This window comes from Paraburkholderia sp. Ac-20342 (assembly GCF_017104985.1).
Lineage (GTDB): Bacteria > Pseudomonadota > Gammaproteobacteria > Burkholderiales > Burkholderiaceae > Paraburkholderia.
Window position 1 is genome coordinate 163,854 of the sequence record NZ_JAAGPQ010000001.1, and the last position, 26,755, is coordinate 190,608.

Sequence of the window (26,755 nt, forward strand, 5' to 3'; positions counted from 1 at the left end):
GCGCGGTGGCGCGCACTGTGGCCGCGTGCCACACCTACCTACGCACGCGTCGCGCCGTCCAAACACAAAGACAAAGGAAGGAGAGGAAATCCGATGCCACAAAAAAAGCTCAGGCTCGGCATGGTCGGCGGCGGGCAGGGCGCGTTCATCGGCGCGGTGCACCGGATCGCCGCGCGGCTCGACGATCGCTTCGAACTCGTTGCGGGCGCGTTGTCGTCCGATCCCGAGCGCGCGCGGACGAGCGCACTCGAAGCCGGCATCGCGCGCAGCTATGCGGACTGGCGCGAGATGGCGCGCGCCGAAGCCGCGCGCGATGACGGCATTGACGCGGTGGCGATCGTCACGCCGAATCATCTACATGCGCCAGTCGCGACGGCGTTTCTCGAAGCGGGCATCCACGTGATATGCGACAAGCCGCTCGCGGTGTCGCTCGCCGAAGGCGAGGCCCTCGCGCAACTCGCGCGCGCGAGGCAGCTGCTGTTCGCGCTCACGCATACGTATTCGGGCTATCCGCTCGTGCGCCATGCGCGCGAACTGGTCGAGCGCGGCGAGTTGGGCGAGATCCGCGTCGTGCAGGTCGAATACGCGCAGGACTGGCTCGCCGAACCGATCGAAGCGACCGGCGCGAACAGGCAGGCCGGCTGGCGCACGGACCCGGCGCTCGCGGGACCGGCGGGCTGTCTCGGCGACATCGGCACGCACGCGTATCACCTCGCCGTCTTCGTCACGGGGATGCTGCCGCGCGAACTTTCCGCCGAGCTGCATACCTTCGTGCCGGGGCGCCGCCTCGACGATCATGTGCAGGCGCTGCTGCGCTATGCGAACGGCGCGCGCGGCATGCTGTGGGCGAGCCAGGTGGCGAGCGGCGCGGAGAACGCGTTGCGGCTGCGCGTCTACGGCACGAAGGCGGGTCTTGCGTTCGATCAGGAGCAGCCCAACGAATTGTGGTTCACGCCGCTCGGCGGCACGGCCGAGCGATTGACGCGCGGGCGCGTGAACAGCGCGGTGGCCGCGCATGCGACGCGCGTGCCGCAGGGGCATCCGGAAGGGTATCTCGAAGCGTTCGCGCAGTTGTACAAGGACGCGGCCTTGCAGATCGACGCGTTGAACGAGGGCCGCGAGCCGCCGCCCGAAAGCCGGCTGCTGACGACGGTCGACGATGGCGTGGACGGCCTGCGCTTTATCGAGGCCGTGCTCGCGAGCAGCGCGGCGGATGGGCAGTGGCAGGAGATCGCGGCGGGGTGAGTGGGGTGGTGGTTGGGGGCGAGTGGGTTGGCTTGCCTTGCCTCGTCGTTGGCGATGGCGCTGGCATTGAGCCGTAAGGCCGCGATGTGGCGCGATGCTTTGTGATGTCGCCAATGCGTTGCGCGGCGCCTGCGTGACACCGCTGCCGCGTTACTCGCCCTTGCTCTTTTTGATCTGCGCTTCGAACGCGACGTCGAGCTTGCTGGCCTTGCGCGGTTTCTGCGGACCGAACGCGTCGACGAATTTGACGAAGTCGTCGAGCGCGAGCGGCTCGGAGACCTTTTTATCGACGCCGCTCGCTTTATCGACCAGATAGAACAGGCCGCCAGACAGGCTGATCGCGGCAAAGCGGGGATTGCCGCTGCGCGTTTTCAGCCGCTCGACGGCATGGATGGCTCGGGTGGTGCGCATGATGGACTGCTGAGTGGGAAAAGACTGCTACTTTAACAATTTCGCGGACGTTCCGCGTTTGTGCGCGTTTGTGCGGATAGGGCGCTGGGTGGCTGCGTGAAGGTGACGATGTCAATCTAACGATTCCGAAGGGGTCTCAATTTCAAGCGAGTCAAACTCGACGATAAGCTCCGCCACGCATGTCGAGAAAAGTTGCGCGAGTTTGCCGGGTTGGTTATCGGTCCATCGTTCGGCTGTGGCTAACCTTCGTTGTGCTTTCTCGTAACGCTCTGTTCCCTCTTCCAGCATGTCGATTGCGTAAACGATGTTTTGAAGACCGAGATTCTCGACAATGCACCGACTCATTCCGACGAATGAAAGCGACGCACGCCGATTCTGCAAATACAGGCTCAGTGTGAGCGTTTCGCGCTCCGTCGACACATGGAGGGTGTCCATATACCAGTCGTGGAAGTGATTGAAGGCGTTCAGCTTGTCCATGCGTTGTCACCACGGAAGGATCGGTACAGGGTTGCCGAGGTCTCGGACCTTGCCGTCCCGGCATGGCGATGGTTCCATCGGGCAGCACGTCGCAGAGGCGGACGGGTGACCCCATCATCATGGGCCATGACGCGCGGTGCGTGAGCGGCAGGTTATGTCTGTAACGGCTTGTCGATGGGCTCTTGCATAACCGGGATGTACTGCCTGACGTCGGGTTGCCCGAGAGCAATCAGGTTGAGCATGGCGACGCCAAGCCGGCGAGCAAATTCATCATCGAGCCGGTAATCGAAACTGTCCAGAAGGATGGGCATTTCGAGTTGACCGGCAGTTACCGTGGCGATCCTGGTTTGATCGACGGCATGAACGATGAATCTTTGTTGATCTTCGGCGCAAGTCAATATCACTGAATATGGCGTGTGGCTGGCCATCAATATCCCCTGCATTGTTGGTAACGATCAAACGCATTCTGCTCGCACAGAACCTGGCCGCGAGCGTTGCCTATGGCACGGCGCAACGCGGGAACGATGATGGCATTTCTGAGCATTCCCCTTGGACGCTTACTCCCCGGTCCTGGTTGCTAAGCCATCGTTTTTCCAGTTGACGGGCTCTGCTGTCGTTATCTGCAAACGCTCACGCAATTCCGGGTGGACGCCAGCCTGTACGAGTATCGCCAGGCCGCCGAGCTTACGCGCGTCTTCGTCGGTGAGTGGGCGCATGCTGTGATCGGCTTCGTCGGGAGGAACTCGCATCCCGCCTGTGCGTGCCAGTGCGTTATCAATGACACCTTGCACTTCCCGCCGGAACACGTTGCATATCATGAGTTGCTGCGCGTCTTCGTCATAAAAAATGATGCTGGCGCGTGGTGGTTTTTTCATGTTAATAGCCTCTGCAAGTTTGATAGTTGACGAAAGGTCGCTGAGAGCAAAGGGCATAGGTTCGGTTGTCCCGGTACATGGCGCGAGCAAAAGAGCATTCTTCCATTTCGGTTTCGTATATCACGTGACACTCTTCTTCGTCGGCCTCACTGACGCCACGCGCAGCTAACTCCTGTAGATCGCCGAGCGAAGCATCCTCTTTGTATTCGAACGGCTGCGCATTGCCGAGTGGCGTCGATACCGGTACGGCGATGGTTCCATCGGGCCGTACGTCGCCGGGGCGGGAAAACCAGATCGCGAGGTCATCATCGGATGCTAGCCGTGGCAATCGCGGGCGCTCGAATGCACGAGCGGTACGCGCCAGGCGTTGCTCGGGCCGGAATAGTTGCGACGGCGAGAAGGTTTCATGCTATGGCCGGGGCGGCTGTTCGATACGCACACTCCGTCCACCCGAGGCATGCGGCTTCGCCGCGACGGCAATCACATCGCCGCACTCGACGGCGGTCCGCAGCATCCGGGCGAGTTGAGCCGGTGCAGCACCGCTCACGTATGCGCAGCCGGGCGCTTTGCGCATGAACGCGACGAGCCGTGCCAATTGGTGCGTGTCGTGCGTCAGTTCCCCTGAGCTTGCCGAAGTAATGAGCTGGCGGCCGGCACGTGCCTCATCGCTGAAAGTATTGCCGCGATATTCGTGCCGCGTATAAAGCGTGCAGCTCCGATGAGTTCCAACCTTGAATTCGATCGCCATCCGCCGTCCATACCCAAGTCAGATCAGCGGGCAAACCTATCATGGCGTCGAATCACGTATGACAAAAGAATGAATCCCTGAAACCACTGCGCACCCCGCAATACTGGCTGGCAGCCGCAGGAACACGCTATGCCGCGAGTGAGAGCATCTCGCAACATCGTGGACAACTGTCAACGAAAGCAGACCGAGATCAGCCCGCCGCGCTCGACCGGAAGGTTCGAATCGCCGACAATCGGCGGCATTGCCGACGACCGAGGCCCGAGACGCCCGAGGTCGCGGCGCACCATGGAGCGAAACCGGCGATGAACCTCGACCCTCTCAGCGACGACAAGATCATCGCTTCCTGGCAGCGCAACGCGTCGCCGTGGATGAATGCGGTGCGCGCGGGCGAAATCGAAAGCCGGCGCCTTGTCACCGATCAGGCCGTGCTCGATGCCGTATTGGCGTGCGAACCGGCCACCGTCCTCGATCTGGGCTGCGGCGAAGGCTGGCTCGCGCTTACGCTGCAACGCCGCGGAATCGGCGTGACGGCGGTGGATGCGATCGCCGGACTGGTGCATGCCGCGACCGCCGCCGGCGTGCTCGACGGCAGAATCCTGTCGTACGAAGAGATCGCGGCGGGCCGGCTCGCCATGCGTGCCGACGTCGTGGTCTGCAATTTTTCGCTGCTCGGCAAGGAATCGGTCGACGGGCTGCTGCGCGCCGTGCCGATGCTGCTCGCTCCCGGCGCAAGCCTGATCGTGCAGACGCTGCATCCGCTCGTCGCATGCGGCGACTTGCCGTACGTCGACGGCTGGCGGCCGGGTTCGTGGGCGGGGTTCGGCGACGCATTCACCGACGCGCCGCCGTGGTATTTCCGGACCTTGCAGACGTGGCTCGAACTGATGGCGGCGAGCGGGCTGTTGCTGCGGGAGATGCGGGAGCCGGTGCATCCGCACACCGGCAAGCCGGCCTCGGTGATTTTTCGCGCTCAGGTGCGGGAATAGCTGGCGAGTGCCGGGCGTAGGGTAGGGCGCGGCTGCAAGGCGCTCCCGCTTGCGAGCAAGCCCGGGCCGTTCGATGTCTTCACGTTTGACGATGGCGGGAAGCGCACCCAATAGCACCGAACAGTACCAGGCGGGGCGGCGGCATCCGGACAGACCATAGCCCCCATCAACCGCACACCCCTCAACACATAAGCCGCGCGGTCACTGGCTCAGATAAACGAACTTGCCGTCCCTGATGATGCCCATCACGCTCGCGCGCTGATCGAGCCCGACGTGGTCCTGCGGGCTCGTATTGACGACGCCGTTCGGCACCACGAGTTCATGCGCGTGTTCGAGTTCCTCGCGCAGCGCGACGCGAAACGCCGGCGTGCCCGGCTGCGCGGTTTTCAACGCGCGCGCGACCGCATCCTGCAAGCGCGGATACACACCGGCCGCATCGCCGGCGAACTGCGTCACGCTGCCCGGGCCGTACTTCGCCTCGTACGCGTCGACGAACGCGAGCGCCGCTTTCTTCGACGGATGATCGGCCGGCAGCGAGCGCGCGACCACGACCGGCTGCGTCGGGAACAGCGTGCCTTCCACGTCCTTGCCGCCGAGCTTGATGAATTCGGGCGTGGCGATGCCGTGCGTCTGATAGATCGGCCCCTTGTAGCCGCGCTCGATCAGCGTGCGCTGCGGCAGCACGGTCGGCGTGCCCGCGCCGGCGATCAGGATCGCGTCGGGCTTCGCGGCCATCAGCTTGAGAATCTGGCCGGTCACACTCGCGTCGGTACGGTTGTAGCGCTCGGTCGCGACCAGTTGAATATGGCGCAGCGCCGCGAACTTGCTGAACTCGTTGAGCCAGCTTTCGCCGTAGGCATCGGCGAACCCGATGAAGCCGACCGTCTTCACGTTGTGGTTCGACATGTAGCGCGTCATCACGTCGGCCATCGCGCTGTCGGTCTGCGCCATCTTGTAGGCCCAGACCTTCTTGCCTTCCTGCGGCTCGACCACGCTGGCCGAGCCGATCAGCGTAATCATCGGCGTCTGGCTTTCGGCGACCGGATCGAGCGCGGCCATCGCGGCCGGCGTGATGTTCGGCCCGACGATCACGTCGACGTGGTCCTCGTTGATGAGCTTGCGGATGTTGCGCACGGCGACGCCGGGGTCGGAGGCGTCGTCGAGGAAGATGTAGTCGGCTTTCTGGCCGGCGATCGTCTGCGGCCACATCAGCATCGCGTCCTTGCTCGTGATGCCGATCACGGCGGCCGGCCCCGTGTTCGACAGGTCGATGCCGACCTTGAGGTCGGCGTGCGCGGCGCTCGCGGCGAGCAGCGCACCGGCGGCGGCGAGGCCGCGCAAGGTGTTTCGAAGCGTGTTGTTATGCAACGTCATGAGAAAGGTCTCCGTAGCGGAAAGCGGGATTCAAACGGAATCGGGAAGCGGGAATCAGATAGAAGCGGAAATTAGAAAGCGGGAACCGGAAAGCAGGGCGCAATCAGCGCGGTTCCCGCCGCCATCAAAGTTCGTAGGTTTCGTGCTCGCCCTTGAGCGCCTGCTCGATCAGCTTGCGGTTCAGGCTCGGCGACAGCAGTTCGACGAGCGTGTACACGTAGCTGCGCAGATACGCGCCCTGTTTCAGCGCGACGCGCGTCACGTTGCTGCCGAACAGATGGCCGACCGGCATCGCGCGCAGATGGCGGTCGCGCTCGGCGTTGAACGCGATGTCGGCCATGATGCCGACGCCGAGCCCGAGTTCGACGTAGGTCTTGATCACGTCGGCGTCGATCGCTTCGAGCACGATGTCGGGATGCAGCCCGCGCAGGCGGAACGCCTCGTTGATCTTCGAGCGGCCGGCGAACGCGTTGTCGTAGGTAATCAGCGGGTACTGGGTCAGATCGTCGAGCGAGAGCAGCTTGCGCTCGATCAGCGGATGGTCCGGCTGCATCACCGCGAGGTGGTGCCACTGGAAGCACGGCAGCGAGACCAGATCCTTGTAGTTGGAGATCGCCTCGGTGGCGATCGCGAGGTCGGCCTGGTCGTGCAGCACCATCTCGGCGACCTGGGTCGGGCTGCCTTGCAGAATCGAAAGGTGGACCTTCGGGAAGCGCCGCTTGAACTCGGCGATCGCGCCCGGCAGCGAGTAGCGCGCCTGGGTGTGGGTCGCGGCGATCGTCAGGTTGCCCTGGTCCTGCGCCGCGTAATCCTTGCCGACGCGCTTGAGGCTTTCCACTTCCTGGAGGATTTTTTCGATCGATTGCAATATGATGCGGCCCGGCTCGGTCAACGAGCGCACGCGTTTGCCGTGGCGCGTGAAGATTTCGACGCCGAGCTCGTCTTCGAGCTCGATGATTGCCTTCGAGACGCCCGGCTGGCTTGTGAACAGCGCCTTGGCGGCTTCGGTGAGGTTGAAGTTCTGCCGCACTGCCTCGCGGACGAAGCGGAATTGGTGCAGATTCATATATAACCTCTGCGCATATAAAAAGAATTTTTTAGTCGTTTGAAATATAAGGCGAGTTTATTACGATCTGTCCAACTTTTTCAATATGGATATCTGTATTTGTCATAAGCAAATAAGCGATGGGTCTAAACCCTTGCTTGCGGCAGCTGACAAACACCGGTATTCGAGCCGCGGCGGAAACCGGACCGCCGTGTGTCACGCAAAGTTTCGAAAAATTGGGGTCCCCGAATGTACCAATACGATCAGTACGACCAGACCATCGTCGATGAACGGGTCGCGCAATACGCCGATCAGGTTCGCCGCCGCTTGTCGGGCGAATTGAGCGAAGAGGAGTTCCGTCCGCTGCGCCTGCAGAACGGCCTGTACTATCAGCGCCACGCGTACATGCACCGCATCGCGATTCCGTACGGCAACCTGCGCAGCGACCAGATGCGCGTGCTCGCGCAGATCGCGCGCGAACACGACCGCGGCTACGGCCATTTCTCGACGCGCTCGAACATCCAGTACAACTGGATCAAGCTCGAGGAAACGCCGGAAATCCTGCGCAAGCTCGCCAGCGTGCAGATGCACGGCATCCAGACCTCGGGCAACTGCATCCGCAACATCACCGCCGATCAATTCGCCGGCGTCGCGCCCGACGAAGTGATCGACCCGCGTCCGTGGGCCGAAATCCTGCGTCAATGGTCGACGTTCCACCCCGAATTCGCGTGGCTGCCGCGCAAGTTCAAGATCGCCGTGTCGGGTTCGAAGGAAGACCGCGCGGCCGTGCAGATTCACGACATGGGCGTGTATCTGAAGAAGAACGAGCAGGGCGACGTGGTGGCCGATATTCTGGCCGGTGGCGGCCTGGGCCGCACGCCGATCGTCGGCGCGATCATCCGCCGCGACCTGCCGTGGCAGCATCTGCTGACCTACTGCGAAGCCGTGCTGCGCGTCTACAACCGCTACGGCCGCCGCGACAACATGTACAAGGCGCGCATCAAGATTCTCGTGAAGGCGCTCTCGCCGGAGAAATTCTCGGCGCAGGTCGAGGAAGAATGGCAGCACCTGAAGGACGGTCCGTCGACGCTGACGCAGGCCGAAGTGGATCGCGTGGCGCAATACTTCGTACCGCCCGCCTACGAGAAGCTGGCCGACACCGACGCATCGTTCGAGAAGCATCTGCTCGAAAACCGCGCGTTCGCGCGCTGGGTCGAGCGTAACGTGCGTCCGCACAAGGTGGCGGGCTACGCCTCGGTGACGCTGTCGCTGAAGCCGACCACGATCGCCCCGGGCGACGCGACCGACGCGCAGATGGAAGCGGTCGCCGATTGGGCCGACGAATACTCGTTCGGCAAGATTCGCGTGTCGCACGAACAGAACCTGATTCTCGCCGACGTCAAGAAGCGCGACCTGTTCGCGGTCTGGGAAAAGGCCAAGGCGCAAGGCTTCGCGACGCCGAACGTCGGTCTCTTGACCGACATCATCGCGTGCCCGGGCGGTGACTTCTGCTCGCTCGCGAATGCGAAGTCGATCCCGATCGCGCTCGCGATCCAGGAACGCTTCAGCGATCTCGACTACGTGTACGACCTCGGCGACGTGTCGCTGAACATCTCGGGCTGCATCAACGCGTGCGGGCATCACCACGTCGGCAACATCGGCATTCTGGGCGTCGACAAGGACGGCTCGGAGTGGTACCAGGTGACGCTCGGCGGCGAGCAGGGCACGGGCGCGACCGGCGCTCACCTCGGCCGCGTGATCGGCCCGTCGTTCTCGGCTGAGGAAATGCCGGACGTGATGACAAAGGTGATCGACACCTTCGTGGAAAACCGCCAGGAAGGCGAGCGTTTCATCGATACCTACAACCGTATCGGCATCACCCCGTTCAAGGAGCGCGTGTACGCCGCGCGTCAACCGGCTCACGCGTAACCGCGAAAGGATACTGAACAGATGGCTTCTATCATCAAGAACCGCGCGATCGTCAACGACGACTGGACGGTCGTGCGCCCCGCGGAAGACGGCGCTTTGCCGGCGGCGAGCGAACTGCCGGCCGGCAAGGTGATCGTGCCGCTGGCGCTGTGGCAGGCCGAGCGCGACGCGCTCGTCGCCGCGCGCGGCATGGCGGAACTCGGCGTGTGGCTCGCGCCGGACAGCGAACCGGCGGATATCGTCGGCGATTTCGACAAGCTGGCATTGATCGCGGTGGACTTCCCGGTGTTCCGCGACGGCCGCGGCTACAGCATCGGCCGCCTGCTGCGCGAGCGCTATGGCTACAAGGGCGAGCTGCGCGCGATCGGCGACGTGCTGCGCGACCAGATTACGTTCATGTTTCGCTGCGGCTTCGACGCCTACGCGCTGCGCGCCGACAAGGACTTCGACGACGCGCTAAAGGCGTTCGACGAATTCAGCGTGCAGTACCAGGGCGCCGTCGATAACCCGTCGCCGCTGTTCCGCCGCCGCGCGGCACAGGCCGGCGCCGGCAAGGTGCCGGCATGAACACCGCCGCGCAAACGCTGGGCCCGGAGCTTGCCGCGAAAGTTGAGCGCCTCGACACGCTGCTCGATTCGATCGCCGCGCGTCACGCCAACGTGAAGCTCGCGAGCAGCCTCGCGGCCGAAGACATGCTGCTCACGCACGCGATCCTCTCGCGCGGCGTGAAGATCGGCATCTTCTCGCTGAACACGGGCCGTCTGCACGCGGAAACGCTCGGCATGCTCGAGCGCGTGAAAGAGCGCTACGGCTACGACATCGAGCAGTTTCATCCGCAGGTGGCCGCGGTCGAGCAGTACGCGAGCGAGCACGGCCTGAACGCGTTTTACGAAAGCGTCGAGCTGCGCAAGCGCTGCTGCGAGATCCGCAAGGTCGAGCCGCTCAATCGCGCGCTCGCCGACGTCAGCGCCTGGGTGACCGGGCAGCGCCGCGAGCAGTCGGTCACGCGGGCCGAGCTGCACGAGGAAGAGCACGACGGCGCGCGCGGCATCGCCAAGTTCAATCCGCTCGCGGACTGGAGCGAGGCCGAAGTGTGGGATTACCTGAAGGCGTTCGACGTGCCGGTCAATCCGCTGCACGCGCGCGGGTATCCGAGCATCGGCTGCGAGCCCTGTACGCGCGCGATCCGCCCCGGCGAGGACAGCCGGGCGGGGCGCTGGTGGTGGGAGTCGCGCGACACGAAGGAATGCGGCTTGCACATCACGGCGATTACGCCGATCGCGGTCGAGCCGAGCGAAAACGCATCGGCCTGATATCTCGCTACACTGGGAGCCTGGCTCCCGGTCCGAGCGCCGCATCAATCGAACTGAATACTTGTGCTCGGGCGGGCGACCGCTCGCCGGGCCAATCAACGAAGGACCCAACATGAGCACCACGCTCGATTCCACTGTGAACGCTCCGCTTATCAACACGGCGAACCGTATGGATCACCTCGATTGGCTCGAAGCCGAGTCGATCCACATCCTGCGCGAACTGGTCGCCGAATGCAGCAAGCCGGCGCTGCTGTTTTCGGGCGGCAAGGATTCCGTCGTGGTGCTCGCGCTCGCCCTGAAGGCCTTTGGCCTCGGTGCGAACCGCAAGACGCAGTTGCCGTTCCCGCTCGTGCATATCGACACGGGACACAACTACGACGAAGTGATCGACTTCCGCGATCGCCGCGCACAGGAGATCGGCGCCGAACTCGTGGTTGGCCACGTTGAAGATTCGATCAAGCGCGGCACCGTGCGTCTGCGCCGCGAAACGGATTCGCGCAACGCCGCGCAGGCGGTCACGCTGCTTGAAACCATCGAGCAATACGGCTATACCGCGATGATCGGCGGCGCGCGCCGCGACGAAGAAAAGGCCCGCGCGAAAGAGCGCATCTTCTCGTTCCGCGACGAATTCGGCCAGTGGGACCCGAAGGCGCAGCGCCCGGAACTGTGGAGCCTCTACAACGCGCGTCTGCACAACGGAGAACACCTGCGCGTGTTCCCGATCTCGAACTGGACCGAACTCGATGTGTGGCAGTACATCGCGCGCGAACAGCTCGAACTGCCGTCGATCTATTACGCGCACCAGCGCGAGATCGTGCGCCGCAACGGCTTGCTCGTGCCGGTCACGCCGCTCACGCCGATGCGCGAGGGCGAGACCAGCGAACAGACGCTCGTGCGCTTCCGTACCGTGGGCGACATCAGCTGCACGTGCCCGGTCGAAAGCGATGCGGACGATATCGAGAAGATCATCGCCGAGACGGCCGTGACCGAAATCACGGAGCGCGGCGCGACGCGGATGGACGATCAGGTGTCGGAAGCCGCGATGGAACAGCGCAAGAAGCAGGGTTATTTCTAAGCACACATGGGACCGGCGTAGCGCGCTAAAGCGCGAACTCCGGTCGACAGAGGGACAAGGAAAATCATGAGCAGTATTCATCAACCAGAAGACCTCGGCGTGCTGCGTTTCATCACCGCGGGCAGCGTCGACGACGGCAAGAGCACGCTGATCGGCCGCCTGCTGTACGACAGCAAGGCGGTCTTGAGCGACCAGCTTTCGGCGCTGTCGCGCGCGAAAAACAAGCGCACCGTGGGCGACGAAATCGATCTGTCGCTCCTGACCGACGGCCTCGAAGCCGAACGCGAACAGGGCATCACGATCGACGTCGCGTACCGCTACTTCGCGACCGCCAAGCGCAAGTTCATCATCGCCGATACGCCGGGCCACGAGCAGTACACGCGCAACATGGTGACGGGTGCCTCGACCGCGCACGCGGCGATCATCCTCGTCGACGCGACGCGCGTCACGTTCGAGAACGGCGTTGCGCAACTGCTGCCGCAAACCAAGCGCCATAGCGCGATCGTCAAGCTGCTCGGCCTGCAGCACGCGATCGTCGCGATCAACAAGATGGACCTCGTCGACTACAGCGAAGCGCGCTTCAACGAGATTCGCGACGCCTACGTCGAACTCGCGCGCCACCTCGGTCTCGAAGACGTGCGCTTCGTGCCGGTGTCGGCGCTGAAGGGCGACAACATCGTCACGGCAAGCGAGCGCATGCCGTGGTACGCGGGCGAGCCGCTGCTCGACGTGCTCGAAGCGCTGCCCGTCGAAACCGCGAGCGGCGAGGCGCTGCGCTTCCCGGTGCAGTGGGTCGCGCGCCAGGACGGCAGCCAGGCCGACGATTTCCGCGGCTACATGGGCCGTATCGAATCGGGCGAAGTGAAGCTCGGCGACACGATCGTCGTGCTGCCGGCCAATCGCGAAGCGACCGTGGCCGAGATCATTGCGCCGGTGGTCGGCGGCACCGCGCAGGTGGATCGCGCGTTCGCGGGTCAAACGGTCACGATCCGTCTCGCGGAAGACGTCGACGTGTCGCGCGGCGATACCTTCGTGCTGCGCGCAGCGGCGCCGGAGCCGGCGAAGAAGCTCGAAGCGGACCTTTGCTGGTTCGACGACACGCCGCTCTCGACGCAGCGCAAGTATCTGCTCAAGCAAACCACCAACACGGTGTTCGCGAAGATCGGCGCGATCCAGGAAGTGCTCGACGTGCATACGCTGTCGCAGGCCATCGATCGCAAGGAACTCGCGATGAACGACATCGGCCGTGTCGCACTGACCTTGCAGAAGCCGCTCGTGTGCGACGCGTACGATTCGCATCAAGGCACGGGCGCGTTCGTGCTGATCGACGAAGCGACGAACCATACCGTCGCGGCTGGTATGATCCGGGCATTTTCGGCCTGAGCGAGACGCCTGAACGCGCGATATGCGCGATGACGCGGCAGGAGCGACGCAAAAGGGCTACGCGGGCGGTGCACGGCGCCGCCTGCCTACGCTGCAACGAACAGGTTGATGTCCATGGGTAAGGTTTATCTGATCGGCGCGGGACCCGGTGCCGCGGACCTGATTACGGTGCGCGGCGCGCGGCTGCTCGGCACCGCCGACGTGGTGCTGCACGACGCGCTCGTCGAGCCGGCGATGCTCGACTACGCACCCGCCAGCGCGAAGCGCATTGCGGTCGGCAAGCGCTGCGGACAGCTCTCGACGGCCCAGCAGTTCATCAACAAGCAGATCGTCGACGCGGCTTTGGAGCACGACGTGGTCGTGCGTCTGAAGGGCGGCGATCCGATGCTGTTCGGCCGCGCGGACGAGGAAATGCGCGCGCTCGAAGCGGCCGGCATCGAGTATGAGGTGGTGCCGGGCATTACCGCCGCGCTCGCGAGCGCGGCATCGCTGCAACGCTCGCTGACCTTGCGCGGCGTATCGCGCAGTGTCGCGCTGGCGACGTTCAGCCGCGCGCCGGGCTCCGAGGAAATCCGCGAGCAGGTCAATGCCGATTCGCTCGTGTTCTACATGGGGCGCGACAGCGGCGTCGAGATCGCGCAGCAGTTGATCGATGCAGGCAAGCCGGCGACGACGCCGGTTGCGATCGTCGAAGCATGCAGCACGCCGCGCGAGCGCATGCTGACGCTGACTCTCGAGGAGTTGGCCGCCGGTGACGCGCAGCGCTGGGTCGATGCTTCGCAGCCGAGTCTGTTGATGATCGGCGAGGCGTTCGCGGAGCGGGAGCGGCAAACCGATGCGGGGCAGTCTGCGAAGGGTATTCGGGTCGCCGCCTGAGGTTTTCGGTCTTCGCTGCGAGGTTTTTCCGGTCGGCCGTCGCGTGATGCGTCGGCCGATTTCATTTTCTGGCCAGGTTCAGATCAGGCTCGCGTCATGGGCCCGAATCATGCACTCGAATCATGGCCCCGAGTCAGGCCCATCTACGCCAGCGCAGCGCACGCTACCGGGCGAGCCTCAAATCTGCTGCAAACAGTACTGCGCGAGCGCATCCAGTACCGATTCATCCTCGCCGACCGCGACCGCGCAGCGAATCTCGACGGCCGGATGAGCGGCGCGGCACCGGTCGATCAGCGCGGGCAGGTCCTGTCTGACGTGGCCGCCCTGGCCGAAGAACACCGGCACGACCGTGATCGCGTCGCACCCCTCGCCGACGAGTTGCGTCACCGCCGTCGGCAGATCGGGCTCCATCAATTCCAGAAACGCGAGCGTGACGGCCTGTGCGCCGCCCGTTGCGGCACGCGCCGCGCGCAGCTTGCCGGCGAGCCGTTCGAACGGCTCGCGCCAGCGCGCATCGCGCGCGCCGTGGCCAAACAGAATCAGTCCATGCATCGCCATCGCGTCGACTCCCGACGATGTCTCTCAGCGCACCGGTCGCACCGGCGCTAGTGCCGGTCGACCCACTTCAGGCCGACGAGGCCGAGCACGAGGTACACGAGCCCCGGCGTCGCCGCCGTGAGCGGCGCGGGCCACGTATTGAGCGTGCCGATATGCGAGAACAGCGTGTTGAACAACTGGAAGCTCATGCCGAGCATGATGCCGCCGAACACCTTCACGCCGACCACGCCGGCGCGCGTATGCAGATACGCGAACGGCAGCGACAGCACGAGCATCACGAACACCGCGAACGGGTACAGAATCTTGCGCCACAGCGCGATTTCATAACGTTGCGTGTCCTGATGATTCTCGGTCAGATGCTGGATATAACGGAACAGATTGAACATCGACATGCGGTCGGGCGACACCAGCAGCACCGACAGAATCTGCGGCGTCAGCTCCGAGCGCAGCGAGTACTCGGGCAGCGAGACCTGGTTCGCGCGATAGACCGGATTGAGCGCATCGGCCGGCGTGCCCGGCGCGGGCGGCACGTCGATCAGCTGCGTGTCGGTCACGCCGGTCAGCAGCCAGTGGCCGGGCGGCTGATAGCGGCCGCTTTGCGCGATACGCACGTTCGAGAGCCGGAACTTCGAATCGAACTCGTAGATGCGCACGTTGCTGATCGTCGCGTCGGGCATCAGCTCGCCGACGTTGACGAAGCGCGTGACCTGCTCGCCGTCGGCGCGCTCGGTGAGCGTGTCCTTGACCCACACGCCCGACTGGAAGTTGCTCGACACCGAGGAGCCGAGCGCTTCGAGCCGCACGCGCTCGGAGAGCTGATCCGTGTACGGGCCGACCACTTCGCCGATCAGATAGGTGACGATCACGAGCGGAATGCCGATCTTCAGCAGCGAGCGCAGCGCCCGGTTGGTCGCGAGACCCGACACGCGGAAGATCGTGTATTCGGAATTCGCGGCCATCTGCGCGAACACGTAGATCGCGCTGATCAGCGCCGCGACCGGAATGATTTCGTAGAAGCGCGACGGCGTTTGCAGCGCGACGCGCAGCACCGCGTACTGGAATTTGTAGTTGCCGTGGCCGACCGAATTCAGTTCGTTGATCAGGTCGAAAAAGAAGAACAGACCCGAAAACGCAAACAGGATGAAGACGAACGTGAGATAGATCTGACGCGCGAAATACCGTTCATAGATGCGCATCGGTCAGGCTCCCTTCGAACGGCTGAACATCGCCCACGTGAAGAGCGGCCGGTTGCGCACGCGCAGCCAGAAGATGAACGCGACGATTGCCGCTACGATGACATGCAGGATCACGAGTCCCACGCCGAACGACATCTTGCCCTGCTCGATCCACGACTGCACCACGTTCAGCAGATTCGAGTACGTGAGATAGATCAGCACGGCCATCACGAGGTTGATCGTGCGGCTGCGCCGCGGGTTCTGGTGCGCGAGAGGGATCGCGAGCAGCATCAGGTTGATCGCGATCAGCGGCAGCCCCGCGCGCCATGCGAATTCGGCGAGGTTGTCGTTGCTCGGATTGCGCAGCAGCGTAAGCGTCGGCAAGCCGGTGGTGGTCGGCGTATTGACGACCGGCTGGCTCTGGATCTTCACGCCGTAGCGCTCGAACTCCATGATGCGGAAATCGGGGTGGCCCGGCTCGCCGTCGTAGCGGCGGCCGTTTTCGAGCACGACGAAGCGGTCGCCGTTCTTGTGCGTCTCGACGTGGCCGTTCTTCGACACCACCACGTTGACCTTGCCGCCTTCGGTGCTTGTCACGAACACGTTTTCGACATGACCCTGGTCGGGCGACATCTTCTCGATGAAGAACACGCGGTGCGTGGTCGGCGATTCGCGGAACTGGCCCGGCGCAAGCAGCGAGACTTCGTCGCGCTGCTGGAAGCGCGCGCGGATCAGCTTGCTCTGCTGGTTCGACCACGGCCAGCCGACGAACACGAAGAACATGATGAGAATGATGATCGGCGTGGCGAACAGGCCGATCGGCTTGATGAACTGCGTGAGGCTCACGCCCGAGGACAGCCACACGACCATCTCGGAGTCCTTGTACCAGCGCGTGAGCACGAACAGGATCGAGACGAACAGCGTGGCGACGAGCATGATGGCCAGATAGCCGATCACGGTGAGGCCGATCAGGACCAGCACGTCGCGCGGGTCGATCTCGCCCGACGCCGCGAAGCCGACGATGCGGATCATCATCGTCGTCAGCACGAGCGTGAGGAGAACCATGAACACGGCACCCGCCGTGTACGCGAGTTCGCGCTGAAGGGAGCGTTCGAAGATCATTAGTGATGACGAGAGGGGGCGCTCACGGCAACGCGCGGGTTCGTTCCGTCACGCCTCCGGTGCAGCCGCCGCGGGAAAAATAGCGGATAATTGCGGCTTTCATCCTAAGCCCAGATTTTATCCGAGGACAAGCGCGATGGACTTTAGCATAAAAGCCTGTGATTGGACCAAAGGCTCGTCAAACGGTTTCCTGACCGGGAAATCCGACTGCATCGTAATCGGCGTGTTCGAGTCGCAAACGCTCTCGGGCGCTGCGCTTGAGATCGATGAAGCCACGCGGGGCCTGCTGACGCGCATCATCAAGGCCGGCGACATGGACGGCAAGGCGGGCACGACGCTGTTTCTGCACGAAGTATCGGGCATCGGCGCCTCGCGTGTCCTGCTCGTCGGACTCGGCAAGCAGGACGCTTTCGGCCAGAAGGCCTACGGCGAAGCCGTGCGCGCCGCGTGGCGCGCACTGCTCGGCACGAAGATCGTGCAGGTAACGTTCACGCTCGCACAACTGCCGGTGCTCGAACGCACGTCCGACTGGTGCGTGCGCGCCGCGATCCTCGCGCTGCGCGAGCTGACCTACCGCTTCACGCAGATGAAGAGCAAGCCGGACAACACGCCGCGCGCGCTGAAACGCATCGTCTTCAGCGTCGCTACCGGCGACGAGAAGGCCACCAAGCTTGCCGCGAAGCAGGGCGCCGCGCTCGCCAACGGCATGGACCTCACGCGCGACCTCGGCAATCTGCCGAGCAACGTCTGCACGCCGACCTATCTCGCCAACACCGCGAAGAAGCTCGCGAAAGACTGGAAGCTGAAGGTCGAAGTGCTCGGCGAGAAGCAGTGCGAGGCGCTCAAGATGGGCTCGTTCCTGTCGGTCACGGCGGGCGCGGTCGAACCGGCACAGTTCATCGTGCTGCAGTACCAGGGCGGCGGCGCCAAGGCCGCGCCGGTGGTGCTGGTCGGCAAGGGCGTCACGTTCGACACGGGCGGCATCTCGCTGAAGCCGGGCGAGGGCATGGACGAGATGAAGTACGACATGTGCGGCGCGGGCTCGGTATTGGGCACGCTGCGCGCGGTCGCCGAGATGGGCCTGAAGATCAACGTGGTCGGCATTATCCCGGCCGTCGAGAACATGCCGTCGGGCACGGCCACCAAGCCGGGCGACATCGTCACGAGCATGAAGGGCCTCACGATCGAGGTGCTCAACACCGACGCCGAGGGCCGCCTGATCCTGTGCGACGCGCTCACCTACGCCGAGCGCTTCAAGCCGGCCGCCGTGATCGACATCGCTACGCTGACGGGCGCCTGCATCATCGCGCTCGGCCATCACAACAGCGGCCTGTTCTCGAAGGACGACGCGCTCGCGGGTGAACTGCTCGACGCCTCGCGCGAAGCCTCCGACCCGGCATGGCGCCTGCCGCTCGACGACGAGTATCAGGACCAGCTGAAGTCGAATTTCGCCGACGTCGCGAACATCGGCGGACGTCCGGCCGGCAGCGTGACGGCTGCGTGCTTCCTGTCGCGCTTCACCGACGCCTATCCGTGGGCGCATCTCGACATCGCGGGCACCGCATGGAAGAGCGGCGCGGCGAAGGGCGCAACGGGCCGTCCGGTGCCGCTGCTCGCGCAGTTCCTGATCGACCGCGCCGCGCAATGACGCATTGCGGCAAGCGCACGGCGGCCGCGCCGCGAGCAGGGCGGAGCGGCCGATGACGAGAATCGACTTTCACTCGAACGTCGGCGATTCGCTGCTGTACGCATGCCGGCTCGTGCGCAAGGCGTATCTGGCCGGCCAGCCGCTCGTGGTGCTGGCCGAGCCCGCGCGCCTGCGGGCCTTCGACGAAAAGCTCTGGACGTTCTCGCCGCTCGACTTCGTGCCGCACTGCATGGCGGGCACGCCGCTTGCGGCCCAGACGCCTGTCGTGCTGGCCGCGAATCTCGACGACGCGCCGCATCACCAGGTGCTGCTCAATCTCGGCGCGACGGTGCCTGCCCAGTTCGCGCGCTTCGAAAGATTGCTCGAAGTGGTCGGTAACGCACACGACGAACTCGTTGCCGGCCGCGAACGCTATCGTTTCTATCGCGATCGCGGCTATGCTTTGAATAACTACAAGCAAGGCAGCTAGGTTTCATTCCGTCCGCTTCGCGCGCATGGCGCGCGTCGCTTCCCGGGCGTTCAACGCGGAGAGTGCACGTGTCCGATCCCAACGACAATTCGATTCCGGTCCTGCACGAAATACTGATGCCGGGCCGCGCGCCGCGGCCGCACGAGGCGCCGGCCGTCGAGCCGGCGTCTGAATCCGCGGCGCCGGGCGTGTTCGACCGCGTCGAACCGCTGCCGCCTGCCGAGGCCGGCGCGACCGTGCCGCCGGATCTCGGGCACGAAGCCGCCGCACAGTCTTCGCAACCCGATGCCGATCTGATCGCCGAGCGTCTGCGCGGACGCTTCGCGGGCTTTCTGTCGGGAGAGGGGCGCAGCGTGATCGAGGCGCGTTGCCGCGATGCGTTGCAGCAGCACGCGAGTCTGCTCGTCACTCAGATCACGCGCGAAGTCGCGCGGACGCTCGAAGCCGAAATGACCGGCTGGGTACGCGAGGCGGTGCAAGAGGAGCTGGCGCGGCGCTCGGGCCGCGCGTGAGGCTACGGCGTCACGTCTATTGCGATGGCGTGAGGCGATAGTGCGCCGTATTCAGATCAGGCGCCACGCATAGCGGGCATGTTTCGTTCATGGCGTCGAATGAGGTGCCGGCTTGAGCGGCGGCTCATCTTTGAGCGTCAGCACCCAGGTCGCGAGCGCGGCGGCCTGATCGGGCGTGAGCTGGGTGTTCGCGGGCATCGGCACCGATCCCCATACGCCGGTGCTGCCGTCGAGAATCTTGTGCTTCAGATAGGTCGCCGCGTCGGCGCGTTCCGCATACTTTGCCGCGACGTCGCGCAGCGCCGGGCCCATGAAGGTGCGCGTGACCGAGTGACAGCTCATGCAGTTCTGCTGTTGGGCCAGCGCGAGGCCCGTCGCAGCTTCGGCATGCGCGGCCGGACTGGCGCTGCTCAATGTGACGGCGAGCGCAACAGCGGCTGCTACGGCTGCATACGACATTGATTTCATGGTGGTCTCCGCCGGTTCGGATGCCCGGCTTGTGGTGCACGCATTATAAGAGCAAGGGGCGCACGATTTTCCGTGCGCCCCTTGGCATTTTTTGCGCCGTGCGGCGGCGGGCTAGGCCTGTCGTGTGCGGCATGGCGAAGCGGGCGGCAGCGCGTGGCTTGGGCGTCGAGTTGCGCCCTTCATACGCACTTATACGTGCTCACGCGCGCGGCCGCTCAGCAACGCGCGGCCATCGTTACTTCGTCACCCCGTCACCGCACCGCGATTCGCCGGCTGTGCCAGCGCGAAATACTTCGCCATCACGCCGCGTGTGTAGCGCGGCTTCGGTGCCTGCCATGCGGCGCGGCGGCGCGCCAGTTCGGCGTCGTCGATGTTCAGTTGCAGCAGCAGCTGGTGCGCGTCGATCGTGATCGAATCGCCTTCCCGCACGAGCGCGATCGTGCCGCCGACGAACGCTTCTGGCGCAACGTGCCCGACTACCATGCCCCACGTGCCGCCCGAGAAGCGGCCGTCGGTGATGAGCCCGACCGATTCGCCGAGCCCCTTGCCGATGATCGCCGAGGTCGGCGCGAGCATCTCCGGCATGCCGGGGCCGCCCTTCGGGCCGAGGTAGCGCAGCACCACGACGTCGCCGGCGACGATCCTGTCCGCGAGGATCGCTTCGAGCGCGCTTTGCTCGTCGTCGAACACGCGCGCCGGGCCCGTGATGACCGGATTCTTCAAGCCCGTGATCTTGGCGACCGCGCCGTCTTCGGCCAGATTGCCTTTGAGGATCGCGAGGTGGCCCTCGGCGTAGAGCGCCTGGTCGATCGGGAAGATCACCCGCTGATCGCCGCGCGGTTTGGCTGGCACGTCCTTCAGTTCCTCGGCGATCGTCCTGCCGGTGATCGTGATGCAGTCGCCGTGCAGCAGGCCGGCGTCGAGCAGGATCTTCAGCACCTGCGGGATGCCGCCCGCCTTGTGCAGATCGGTCGCCACATACTGGCCCGACGGCTTCAGGTTGCAGATCACCGGCACTTTCTTGCGCATGCGCTCGAAGTCTTCGATCGTCCATTCGACCTCGGCCGCGTGCGCGATCGCGAGGTAGTGCAGCACCGCGTTGGTCGAGCCGCCGGTCGCCATGATGAGCGCGACCGCGTTTTCGATCGACTGCTTCGTGATGATGTCGCGCGGTTTCAGATCCCGCTTGACCGCTTCGACGAGCACGCGCGCCGACTCGGCGGCCGAGTCGACCTTTTCCTCGTCGGGGTTCGCCATCGTCGACGAATACATCAGCGACATGCCGAGTGCCTCGAACGACGAGCTCATCGTGTTGGCCGTGTACATGCCGCCGCACGAACCGGTCGACGGGCACGCGTTTTTCTCGATGCCGTCGAAGTCTTCCTGCGACATGCGGCCCGCCGTGAATTCGCCGACCGCCTCGAACGACGACACGATCGTCAGATCGGTGCCTTTCCAGTTGCCGGGGCGGATCGTGCCGCCGTACACGTAGATGCCCGGCACGTTCATGCGCGCGAGGCCGATCATGCCGCCCGGCATGTTCTTGTCGCAGCCGCCGATCACGACCACGCCGTCCATCCATTGCCCCTGCACGCAGGTCTCGATGCAATCGGCGATCACCTCGCGCGACACGAGCGAGTACTTCATGCCCTCGGTGCCCATCGACATGCCGTCCGAGATCGTCGGCGTGCCGAAAGTCTGCGGGTTCGCGTCGGCCAGTTTGATCGCGGCCACGGCCGCGTCGGCGAGACGCTGCAGGCCGGCGTTGCACGGCGTGATGGTCGAGTGGCCGTTGGCGACGCCGATCATCGGCTTGTCGAAGTCCTCTTTCTGGTAGCCGAGCGCGTAGTACATCGAGCGATTCGGCGAGCGCGCTACACCTTGCGTGATGTTTTTCGAACGACGGTTGTATGCCATAGGGACGCTCCAGTCTGTCTGTTCTGTTCGTGATCCGGGCCGCGAGGGCGGGGCGCCGGCGCGGCTCGCGCCCCGCTCGGGGGCAGCCGCCGGGGCATGCGCCAGCGGGCGCGCCGGCACATCCGTTCAGTGTAGTGCCGCCGCGCCGGGCAGACAGGCGGTTTTGCGTATCATGCGTCGCGTGTATTATTTGCGCGTGTTCAGGTCGTAAAACATATTAATCCGGGTCTTCATCATGCTGCCGACGATTCCCGATCTGCGCCAGTTGCGCTACTTCGTCGCCGTGGCCGAGGAAAAGCACTTCGGCCGCGCGGCCGCGCGTCTGTCGATGACGCAGCCGCCGCTCTCGCAGGCGATCCGTGCGCTCGAGGAGACGCTCGGCGTCGAGCTGTTCGCGCGTACCAAGCGCTCGGTCGAACTGACGGCGGTCGGCGCCGACCTCCTGCCCGAGGTGCAGCGCCTGCTTGCGGCGGCCGAGGGGCTGCGCCCGCTCGCGCAGAGCCTCGCGCGCGGCGAGGCGGGCGTGCTGTCGCTCGCGTTCGTTTCCACCGCCGATTACGGCTTGCTGCCGCTGCTCCTGCGCGATTTCGGCGCGCGCCATCCGCGCGTGCGGCTCGAACTGACCGAGGCCACCAGCGACGTGCAGGTCGAGGAACTGGCGGCGGGGCGCATCGACGCTGGGCTCGTGATCGCGCCGCTGCCGCCGCGCCATGCCGCGCAGCTGTCGTGGCTGCCGATCGCGCGCGAGCCGCTCGTGATCGCGATGTCGACGGAGATGGCGGCGCGTGTGCCAGGCGCGGGCGGCGTGAATGGCGGGGTGGAAGACGGTCTGAAGGACGGTGGGCGTGGCCGCGAGAAGGGCGAGGCTGGAGAGATAGGAAAGGCACGAGGCAAGCCCGGCGCCGACCCCGGCGCGGAATGGCTCGACACGCCGGTGAGCCTGCGCGATCTCGCCGACGCGCCGCTCGTGATCTTCCCAAGACGTCTGGCGCCAGGCTTTTATGACATCATTATGGATTGCTACGGCGTCGCGGGTCTCGCTCCCCGGATCGGCCAGGAGGCGATCCAGATGCAGACCATCGTCAGCCTCGTGTCGGCCGGCATGGGCGTCGCACTGGTGCCGCAATCGTTGCGTAACCTGCGGCGCACGGGCGTCGTGTACCGGCCGCTGTCCGAGTCGGTGCCCGCAATCGAAACGGGTCTCGTCTGGCGTACGGACGAGGTGAGTCCGGTGCTCGCGGGCTTCATCGAGATCGTGCGCGCGCATGCCGCGACGGTCGCGCCGCGCGCCGAGCGCGGCGACGCTGCTGTAAAACCTCTGCTGTAGAAGCATTCCTGAACCTGAACTGCCCATAACCACACGATGCTTATTCACCCCAATTTCGACCCCGTCGCCATTCATCTGGGGCCGCTCGCCGTGCGCTGGTATGGCCTGATGTACCTCGTCGCGTTCATCGCGGCGATCGTCGTCGGCCGGCTGCGGCTGCGTTTGCCGTACGTCGCCGCGCAGGGCTGGAGCGCGAAGGATATCGACGACATGCTGTTCTACGGCGTGCTCGGTACGATCCTCGGCGGCCGGCTCGGCTACGTGCTGTTCTACAAGGCGAGCTTCTACTTCGCGCATCCGCTCGACATCTTCAAGGTGTGGGAAGGCGGCATGTCGTTTCACGGCGGCTTTCTCGGCGTCACGCTCGCGATGATCCTGTTCGCGTATCAGCGCAAGCGCTCGTGGCTGCAAGTCACCGACTTCGTTGCGCCGATGGTGCCCACGGGCCTCGCGGCGGGGCGCCTCGGCAACTTCATCAACGGCGAGCTGTGGGGCCGCGTGACCGATCCGGCTTCGCCGTGGGCAATGCTGTTTCCGGGCGCCGCGCCCGACGATGCCGCATGGCTCACCGCGCATCCGCAACTGGCCGCGCAATGGCATCTGAACGAAGTGTTCGCGCAATATCACATGCTGCCGCGGCATCCGTCGGAACTGTACGAGATCGCGCTCGAAGGCGTGGCGCTGTTCTTCGTGCTGATCTTCTTCTCGCGCAAGCCGAAGCCGCTCGGCGCGATTTCCGCGATGTTCCTGATCGGCTATGGCCTCGCACGCTTTACGGTCGAGTTCGCACGCGAGCCGGACGATTTCCTTGGCCTGCTCGCAATGGGTCTGTCGATGGGGCAATGGCTGTCGCTGCCGATGATTCTCGCGGGCATCGGCCTGATGGTGTGGGCCTATCGACGCGGGCGCCGCGAGTCGGCGCAGGCGGTGAGCGCGAGCTGAGCCTTGGGTCGATGCGGTTGATCCGTCGAGCCGCGCGCCACGGTTTGCCTTGTCTTGTCGGGCAGCGTGGCGGTTGGCGCGGTGGGTCTTTAGAACCTTTAGAGTTTTCAGGACCTGCAAATAGAAACGCCACGGCATGAAGACATGCCGTGGCGTTTCTATTTGCAGGTATGTGTGTTTGCGCGTTTGCGTTCCCGCGCGCGCGTTACTTCATCTGCACCGATCCCGACACGTTGACCGTCACCGTCGACGTGCCGCCTTCGAGCGGCATCGGCGCCACGCTCTTCGCTTCGGCGCCCATGGCACGCGCGCTCATCATCATGACCGGGCGCGGCATGACGCCGCCGTGATTCACATTGACCTCGCGGATCGAATAGCCATTAAAGCCGAATGCCTGCGCCGACGAAGCGGCCTGTTCGCGGAACGATCGGATCGCCTCGCCGGTGAGCTTCTGCTCGGCGGCACGCTGCGCTTCCGGCGACAGCGAGAAACTCACGTTGCCGACCTGCATGATCGATGCCATCTGTCCCGCGAGCTTCGATGCCGAACCGAAGTCGCGGGATTCGAGCACGACTTCGGCGCGGCCGCGCCACGTCGAAATGTGGCCATCGCGATCGGTGGACGGGAAGATCGAGAATGCGCCCGTGCGCGCCGTTACGCCGCTGACGCCGCGCGCCTTCTGCAAGGCGGCGTCGGCGCGCTCGTTCAGCGTGGCCGTGAGCGAGGACGGATCGCTCGCTTCCTGCTCGTAAAACAATGTGATGTCGACGACGTCCTGCGGGACTTCCGCGCTCGCCTGCGCATTGAGCGACAGCACGCCCGCGGGCTGCGGCATGACGCTTTGCGCGCGCGCGAGGGTCGGGGTCAGCGCGAGCGCGACAGGCGCGGTGCAGGCGAGAGCGAGTGCGAGGGCCCGTGCGGCTTGTTTCGTCATTGTTGAACTCCTTGTATGAACAGGTTGTGCACGTGTGACACAAGTGACATGTGATGGCGTAGGGGTTGCGGGTTCGCTTTCGCGACGGGCTGGCTCGCCGGCCAGGCGAAGCCCTTCAATGAGCCCTGCAACACGCGTGTCCGATCATTAGGCGCGGCTCGCGTTGTCTTGGTTCCCTAATTCGGCGTTATCCGCCATGCGGAGAACAACACGGTGCGTTCACCCGTTCGTCATAAGTCACGAACGAACGCCGGATATGCCCTTAAACAAGCTGTTTTGTGATGAAACGCCATTCGGCTTCGGTCACCGGCGTGATCGACAGACGGTTGCCTTTGGCGAGCACACGCATGTCCTGCAACTCGGCATGCTCGCGCAGCGCAGCAAGCGGAATCAGCGGAATCTTCTTTTTGAACACGACGTCGACGAGCATCCAGCGCGGCGTTTCCTGCGACGACTTCGCGTCGTAGTACGGACTCTTGTTATCGAACTGGGTCGGGTCCGGATACGCGGTGGACGACACTTCCGCGATGCCCGCGATGCCGGGCTCGGGGCAGCTCGAATGATAGAAGAGCACGCCGTCGCCGATCTGCATGGTGTCGCGCATGAAATTGCGTGCCTGATAGTTGCGCACGCCGGTCCACGGCAACGTGCGATGCGGTGCGTTGGCGAGATCGTCGATGCTTGCTTCGTCCGGTTCGGACTTCATCAGCCAGTAGCGCATGAATCGAATTGAACGTGAGGGATTGAACGACGCGCGCGAACCGGCGCCTGCAAAAAGCACCTGAAAGCAGCACCGGAAAACGCAGCCCAAAGAAAAACGGCATCGAACCGAAGTACGATGCCGTTCCAGATAAGGTCCCCGCCTTAGCCGCTAGGCCGGCATCCTGAACCGGGGGTTCAGAATTGGTCGCAGTTAGCAACACTTCGGGTACATCAGACAGAGTGACGCGCACGCCCGTGCTACAAATTTCCGCAACCGTGCACATGGCATTGGTTCAAGGAATATATGACCTTGGCGAACCAGGCAGGGAAGCTAAACCGATGAAGCTACAGCAGTTCAAACTTTAACAGAAGAACTCAAACGCTTGCGAGAGGTGCTCATGTGCTTCACCGACACCGCACACCCGCTTTGCAAAAAAGTACTGCGTTTCAAGCTACTTCGTTGAATTCACGACCGGTTCGACATTGGGTTCGAAGCCGGCTGTGACCGCTTACTGCAAGCTGTACTGTTCAATCACAGTACCGAGCTGTTCGTTCATTTGCTGCATTGTACGCCGGATTTCTTCAGCGGGAAATGCTTCTCCGTGTCGCACGCTGTTTTGCAGCTTAAGCAGTTCCGATGCCAGCGACAGCGCGGCCATGACGGCAATGCGATCCGTGCCGCGCACGTTGCTGCCGTTGCGGATTTTCTTCATTTCCGCATCGACGCGTGCGACCGCTTCGAGCAGGGCGGCTTCGGTTTCCGGCGAGCAGGCGAGACGATACGGTACGTCGAGAATCGATACTTCGATCTGCTTGGTGGTCATGCGTTTTCTCCGTGGCGGCTCACGTCGCTTTCCGCTTCCTCGGGTTCGGGTTGAGCGGAGTCGAGCAGATCGAGCTGGTTATCCGGTTCGCTGCTCGCGCGGGCACGCGGCAATTTCTCGAGAATCGCATTCAGGCGCACCTGAGCGTCGTCGATCTTGGCGGAGAGCGCATCGCGTTCCGCCTGCAGGGCATCGCGCTCCCCGCGCAATTGCGCGAGTTCCGCATGCGTGGCTTCGACTTCGGCACGCGTGTGCGCGAGTTGTTCTTCGAGCGCGAGCCGCGCTTCGTGGTGGCGCTGGCTGATCGCAATCAGCTTGCCGATGTTCTGGGAGAGTGATTCGAGTTCGGTGAGCATGTGCTGCGTCCTCTAAAGACCTCGCATTTTAGCGCGGAATGTTACAGGTTCCGACAATTGTCTC

Annotated in this window: 29 protein-coding genes and 1 other RNA gene; 13 read left to right on the top strand and 17 right to left on the bottom strand. The window is 64.2% G+C overall.

Annotated elements, in window-relative coordinates:
• Positions 1-93: 93 nt before the first annotated feature.
• Positions 94-1,245 (top strand): Gfo/Idh/MocA family oxidoreductase, encoded by a 1,152-nt coding sequence (locus G3N58_RS00625; protein WP_205998242.1) that lies wholly within the window; start codon positions 94-96, stop codon positions 1,243-1,245.
• 150 nt (positions 1,246-1,395) lie between these two features.
• Here the strand turns inward: G3N58_RS00625 and G3N58_RS00630 are convergent, their stop codons facing one another.
• The 5 genes from G3N58_RS00630 to G3N58_RS00650 all read right to left on the bottom strand — a co-directional run bounded on the left by G3N58_RS00630 (position 1,396) and on the right by G3N58_RS00650 (position 3,756).
• Positions 1,396-1,656: a hypothetical protein gene (locus G3N58_RS00630; protein WP_167036493.1), complete on the bottom strand. Its 261-nt coding sequence runs from the start codon at positions 1,654-1,656 to the stop codon at positions 1,396-1,398.
• Between the two features lie 111 nt (positions 1,657-1,767).
• Positions 1,768-2,133 carry a hypothetical protein gene (locus tag G3N58_RS00635; RefSeq protein ID WP_205998243.1) on the bottom strand — a complete coding sequence of 122 codons (366 nt, stop codon included), beginning with the start codon at positions 2,131-2,133 and terminating at the stop codon, positions 1,768-1,770.
• Between the two features lie 152 nt (positions 2,134-2,285).
• Entirely contained in the window at positions 2,286-2,561 is a 276-nt protein-coding gene (locus G3N58_RS00640; RefSeq protein ID WP_205998244.1) for a hypothetical protein, read from the bottom strand.
• A 129-nt stretch (positions 2,562-2,690) separates the two neighbouring features.
• Positions 2,691-3,008, bottom strand: a complete 318-nt coding sequence (locus G3N58_RS00645; RefSeq protein ID WP_167036499.1) for a hypothetical protein — start codon at positions 3,006-3,008, stop codon at positions 2,691-2,693.
• Positions 3,009-3,417: 409 nt separating this feature from the next.
• Positions 3,418-3,756, bottom strand: a complete 339-nt coding sequence (locus G3N58_RS00650) for a hypothetical protein (RefSeq protein ID WP_205998245.1) — start codon at positions 3,754-3,756, stop codon at positions 3,418-3,420.
• 302 nt (positions 3,757-4,058) lie between these two features.
• On the opposite strand from G3N58_RS00650, the gene G3N58_RS00655 reads away from it, so the two are divergent.
• Positions 4,059-4,742: a methyltransferase domain-containing protein gene (locus tag G3N58_RS00655; protein WP_205998246.1), complete on the top strand. Its 684-nt coding sequence runs from the start codon at positions 4,059-4,061 to the stop codon at positions 4,740-4,742.
• A gap of 201 nt (positions 4,743-4,943) precedes the next feature.
• Here the strand turns inward: G3N58_RS00655 and G3N58_RS00660 are convergent, their stop codons facing one another.
• Both G3N58_RS00660 and G3N58_RS00665 read right to left on the bottom strand, forming a co-directional pair.
• Positions 4,944-6,116, bottom strand: a complete 1,173-nt coding sequence (locus tag G3N58_RS00660; RefSeq protein ID WP_205998247.1) for an ABC transporter substrate-binding protein — start codon at positions 6,114-6,116, stop codon at positions 4,944-4,946.
• 124 nt (positions 6,117-6,240) lie between these two features.
• Positions 6,241-7,182 carry a CysB family HTH-type transcriptional regulator gene (locus tag G3N58_RS00665; RefSeq protein WP_167036511.1) on the bottom strand — a complete coding sequence of 314 codons (942 nt, stop codon included), beginning with the start codon at positions 7,180-7,182 and terminating at the stop codon, positions 6,241-6,243.
• Between the two features lie 228 nt (positions 7,183-7,410).
• On the opposite strand from G3N58_RS00665, the gene G3N58_RS00670 reads away from it, so the two are divergent.
• The 6 genes from G3N58_RS00670 to cobA all read left to right on the top strand — a co-directional run bounded on the left by G3N58_RS00670 (position 7,411) and on the right by cobA (position 13,737).
• Positions 7,411-9,090, top strand: coding sequence for a nitrite/sulfite reductase (locus G3N58_RS00670; RefSeq protein WP_205998248.1), 1,680 nt, complete (start codon positions 7,411-7,413; stop codon positions 9,088-9,090).
• A gap of 21 nt (positions 9,091-9,111) precedes the next feature.
• On the top strand, positions 9,112-9,657 hold the full coding sequence (locus G3N58_RS00675; RefSeq protein WP_205998249.1) for a DUF934 domain-containing protein: 546 nt from the start codon (positions 9,112-9,114) through the stop codon (positions 9,655-9,657).
• Complete coding sequence (locus tag G3N58_RS00680; protein WP_167282071.1) at positions 9,654-10,403, top strand: phosphoadenylyl-sulfate reductase; 750 nt, start codon at positions 9,654-9,656, stop codon at positions 10,401-10,403. Before G3N58_RS00675 ends, G3N58_RS00680 begins: the two co-directional genes overlap by 4 nt.
• A 112-nt stretch (positions 10,404-10,515) precedes the next feature.
• Positions 10,516-11,478 carry a sulfate adenylyltransferase subunit CysD gene (gene cysD / locus G3N58_RS00685; protein ID WP_167036522.1) on the top strand — a complete coding sequence of 321 codons (963 nt, stop codon included), beginning with the start codon at positions 10,516-10,518 and terminating at the stop codon, positions 11,476-11,478.
• 66 nt (positions 11,479-11,544) lie between these two features.
• On the top strand, positions 11,545-12,861 hold the full coding sequence (locus tag G3N58_RS00690; protein WP_167036525.1) for a GTP-binding protein: 1,317 nt from the start codon (positions 11,545-11,547) through the stop codon (positions 12,859-12,861).
• A gap of 114 nt (positions 12,862-12,975) precedes the next feature.
• Entirely contained in the window at positions 12,976-13,737 is a 762-nt protein-coding gene (gene cobA, locus G3N58_RS00695; RefSeq protein ID WP_167036952.1) for a uroporphyrinogen-III C-methyltransferase, read from the top strand.
• A 177-nt stretch (positions 13,738-13,914) separates the two neighbouring features.
• Here the strand turns inward: cobA and G3N58_RS00700 are convergent, their stop codons facing one another.
• From G3N58_RS00700 to lptF, 3 genes are read right to left on the bottom strand one after another with little or no spacing between them, the layout of a single operon-like run.
• A complete protein-coding gene (locus G3N58_RS00700) occupies positions 13,915-14,295 on the bottom strand; it encodes a CbiX/SirB N-terminal domain-containing protein (RefSeq protein ID WP_205998250.1) in 381 nt (126 codons plus the stop codon).
• Between the two features lie 47 nt (positions 14,296-14,342).
• On the bottom strand, positions 14,343-15,491 hold the full coding sequence (gene lptG, locus G3N58_RS00705) for an LPS export ABC transporter permease LptG (protein WP_167282067.1): 1,149 nt from the start codon (positions 15,489-15,491) through the stop codon (positions 14,343-14,345).
• A 3-nt stretch (positions 15,492-15,494) separates the two neighbouring features.
• Positions 15,495-16,592, bottom strand: a complete 1,098-nt coding sequence (lptF, locus tag G3N58_RS00710; protein WP_167036534.1) for an LPS export ABC transporter permease LptF — start codon at positions 16,590-16,592, stop codon at positions 15,495-15,497.
• A 136-nt stretch (positions 16,593-16,728) separates the two neighbouring features.
• Between lptF and G3N58_RS00715 the strand changes: the two genes are divergently transcribed.
• The 3 genes from G3N58_RS00715 (at position 16,729) to G3N58_RS00725 (ending at position 19,221) form a co-directional block, all read left to right on the top strand.
• Positions 16,729-18,240, top strand: a complete 1,512-nt coding sequence (locus tag G3N58_RS00715) for a leucyl aminopeptidase (RefSeq protein ID WP_167036537.1) — start codon at positions 16,729-16,731, stop codon at positions 18,238-18,240.
• Between the two features lie 52 nt (positions 18,241-18,292).
• Complete coding sequence (locus tag G3N58_RS00720) at positions 18,293-18,709, top strand: DNA polymerase III subunit chi (protein ID WP_167036539.1); 417 nt, start codon at positions 18,293-18,295, stop codon at positions 18,707-18,709.
• A gap of 68 nt (positions 18,710-18,777) precedes the next feature.
• Positions 18,778-19,221 (top strand): DUF2486 family protein, encoded by a 444-nt coding sequence (locus G3N58_RS00725; protein WP_346778224.1) that lies wholly within the window; start codon positions 18,778-18,780, stop codon positions 19,219-19,221.
• 87 nt (positions 19,222-19,308) lie between these two features.
• Here the strand turns inward: G3N58_RS00725 and G3N58_RS00730 are convergent, their stop codons facing one another.
• Both G3N58_RS00730 and ilvD read right to left on the bottom strand, forming a co-directional pair.
• Positions 19,309-19,689, bottom strand: a complete 381-nt coding sequence (locus tag G3N58_RS00730; protein ID WP_205998251.1) for a c-type cytochrome — start codon at positions 19,687-19,689, stop codon at positions 19,309-19,311.
• A gap of 243 nt (positions 19,690-19,932) precedes the next feature.
• The gene (gene ilvD, locus G3N58_RS00735) at positions 19,933-21,606 is read right to left on the bottom strand and encodes a dihydroxy-acid dehydratase (protein ID WP_205998252.1); all 1,674 of its coding nucleotides are present in this window, start codon (positions 21,604-21,606) and stop codon (positions 19,933-19,935) included.
• Positions 21,607-21,841: 235 nt separating this feature from the next.
• Here ilvD and G3N58_RS00740 point away from each other — a divergent pair, with 235 nt between their 5' ends.
• Both G3N58_RS00740 and lgt read left to right on the top strand, forming a co-directional pair.
• Positions 21,842-22,933 (top strand): LysR family transcriptional regulator, encoded by a 1,092-nt coding sequence (locus G3N58_RS00740; RefSeq protein WP_205998253.1) that lies wholly within the window; start codon positions 21,842-21,844, stop codon positions 22,931-22,933.
• A gap of 36 nt (positions 22,934-22,969) precedes the next feature.
• Positions 22,970-23,875, top strand: coding sequence for a prolipoprotein diacylglyceryl transferase (gene lgt / locus G3N58_RS00745; RefSeq protein ID WP_167036551.1), 906 nt, complete (start codon positions 22,970-22,972; stop codon positions 23,873-23,875).
• Positions 23,876-24,080: 205 nt separating this feature from the next.
• Here lgt and G3N58_RS00750 read toward each other — a convergent pair whose 3' ends face one another.
• The 5 genes from G3N58_RS00750 to G3N58_RS00770 form a co-directional block, all read right to left on the bottom strand.
• Positions 24,081-24,809 (bottom strand): SIMPL domain-containing protein, encoded by a 729-nt coding sequence (locus tag G3N58_RS00750; protein ID WP_167036554.1) that lies wholly within the window; start codon positions 24,807-24,809, stop codon positions 24,081-24,083.
• A 262-nt stretch (positions 24,810-25,071) separates the two neighbouring features.
• The gene (locus G3N58_RS00755) at positions 25,072-25,530 is read right to left on the bottom strand and encodes an EVE domain-containing protein (RefSeq protein ID WP_167036557.1); all 459 of its coding nucleotides are present in this window, start codon (positions 25,528-25,530) and stop codon (positions 25,072-25,074) included.
• 131 nt (positions 25,531-25,661) lie between these two features.
• Positions 25,662-25,843: non-coding RNA, 6S RNA (gene ssrS, locus G3N58_RS00760), on the bottom strand.
• Positions 25,844-26,020: 177 nt separating this feature from the next.
• The gene (locus tag G3N58_RS00765; protein ID WP_167036560.1) at positions 26,021-26,335 is read right to left on the bottom strand and encodes a cell division protein ZapA; all 315 of its coding nucleotides are present in this window, start codon (positions 26,333-26,335) and stop codon (positions 26,021-26,023) included.
• Positions 26,332-26,691, bottom strand: coding sequence for an ATPase (locus G3N58_RS00770; RefSeq protein ID WP_167036563.1), 360 nt, complete (start codon positions 26,689-26,691; stop codon positions 26,332-26,334). Before G3N58_RS00770 ends, G3N58_RS00765 begins: the two co-directional genes overlap by 4 nt.
• Between the last annotated feature and the right edge of the window lie 64 nt (positions 26,692-26,755).

Excerpts from the sequence above, each read along its gene's own strand:
- G3N58_RS00625 (WP_205998242.1), top strand. The coding sequence starts at position 94 with ATGCCACAAAAAAAGCTCAGGCTCGGCATGGTCGGCGGCGGGCAGGGC.
- G3N58_RS00630 (WP_167036493.1), bottom strand. The coding sequence starts at position 1,656 with ATGCGCACCACCCGAGCCATCCATGCCGTCGAGCGGCTGAAAACGCGC.
- G3N58_RS00635 (WP_205998243.1), bottom strand. The coding sequence starts at position 2,133 with ATGGACAAGCTGAACGCCTTCAATCACTTCCACGACTGGTATATGGAC.
- G3N58_RS00640 (WP_205998244.1), bottom strand. The coding sequence starts at position 2,561 with ATGGCCAGCCACACGCCATATTCAGTGATATTGACTTGCGCCGAAGAT.
- G3N58_RS00645 (WP_167036499.1), bottom strand. The coding sequence starts at position 3,008 with ATGAAAAAACCACCACGCGCCAGCATCATTTTTTATGACGAAGACGCG.
- G3N58_RS00650 (WP_205998245.1), bottom strand. The coding sequence starts at position 3,756 with ATGGCGATCGAATTCAAGGTTGGAACTCATCGGAGCTGCACGCTTTAT.
- G3N58_RS00655 (WP_205998246.1), top strand. The coding sequence starts at position 4,059 with ATGAACCTCGACCCTCTCAGCGACGACAAGATCATCGCTTCCTGGCAG.
- G3N58_RS00660 (WP_205998247.1), bottom strand. The coding sequence starts at position 6,116 with ATGACGTTGCATAACAACACGCTTCGAAACACCTTGCGCGGCCTCGCC.
- G3N58_RS00665 (WP_167036511.1), bottom strand. The coding sequence starts at position 7,182 with ATGAATCTGCACCAATTCCGCTTCGTCCGCGAGGCAGTGCGGCAGAAC.
- G3N58_RS00670 (WP_205998248.1), top strand. The coding sequence starts at position 7,411 with ATGTACCAATACGATCAGTACGACCAGACCATCGTCGATGAACGGGTC.
- G3N58_RS00675 (WP_205998249.1), top strand. The coding sequence starts at position 9,112 with ATGGCTTCTATCATCAAGAACCGCGCGATCGTCAACGACGACTGGACG.
- G3N58_RS00680 (WP_167282071.1), top strand. The coding sequence starts at position 9,654 with ATGAACACCGCCGCGCAAACGCTGGGCCCGGAGCTTGCCGCGAAAGTT.
- cysD (WP_167036522.1), top strand. The coding sequence starts at position 10,516 with ATGAGCACCACGCTCGATTCCACTGTGAACGCTCCGCTTATCAACACG.
- G3N58_RS00690 (WP_167036525.1), top strand. The coding sequence starts at position 11,545 with ATGAGCAGTATTCATCAACCAGAAGACCTCGGCGTGCTGCGTTTCATC.
- cobA (WP_167036952.1), top strand. The coding sequence starts at position 12,976 with ATGGGTAAGGTTTATCTGATCGGCGCGGGACCCGGTGCCGCGGACCTG.
- G3N58_RS00700 (WP_205998250.1), bottom strand. The coding sequence starts at position 14,295 with ATGGCGATGCATGGACTGATTCTGTTTGGCCACGGCGCGCGCGATGCG.
- lptG (WP_167282067.1), bottom strand. The coding sequence starts at position 15,491 with ATGCGCATCTATGAACGGTATTTCGCGCGTCAGATCTATCTCACGTTC.
- lptF (WP_167036534.1), bottom strand. The coding sequence starts at position 16,592 with ATGATCTTCGAACGCTCCCTTCAGCGCGAACTCGCGTACACGGCGGGT.
- G3N58_RS00715 (WP_167036537.1), top strand. The coding sequence starts at position 16,729 with ATGGACTTTAGCATAAAAGCCTGTGATTGGACCAAAGGCTCGTCAAAC.
- G3N58_RS00720 (WP_167036539.1), top strand. The coding sequence starts at position 18,293 with ATGACGAGAATCGACTTTCACTCGAACGTCGGCGATTCGCTGCTGTAC.
- G3N58_RS00730 (WP_205998251.1), bottom strand. The coding sequence starts at position 19,689 with ATGAAATCAATGTCGTATGCAGCCGTAGCAGCCGCTGTTGCGCTCGCC.
- ilvD (WP_205998252.1), bottom strand. The coding sequence starts at position 21,606 with ATGGCATACAACCGTCGTTCGAAAAACATCACGCAAGGTGTAGCGCGC.
- G3N58_RS00740 (WP_205998253.1), top strand. The coding sequence starts at position 21,842 with ATGCTGCCGACGATTCCCGATCTGCGCCAGTTGCGCTACTTCGTCGCC.
- lgt (WP_167036551.1), top strand. The coding sequence starts at position 22,970 with ATGCTTATTCACCCCAATTTCGACCCCGTCGCCATTCATCTGGGGCCG.
- G3N58_RS00750 (WP_167036554.1), bottom strand. The coding sequence starts at position 24,809 with ATGACGAAACAAGCCGCACGGGCCCTCGCACTCGCTCTCGCCTGCACC.
- G3N58_RS00755 (WP_167036557.1), bottom strand. The coding sequence starts at position 25,530 with ATGCGCTACTGGCTGATGAAGTCCGAACCGGACGAAGCAAGCATCGAC.
- G3N58_RS00765 (WP_167036560.1), bottom strand. The coding sequence starts at position 26,335 with ATGACCACCAAGCAGATCGAAGTATCGATTCTCGACGTACCGTATCGT.
- G3N58_RS00770 (WP_167036563.1), bottom strand. The coding sequence starts at position 26,691 with ATGCTCACCGAACTCGAATCACTCTCCCAGAACATCGGCAAGCTGATT.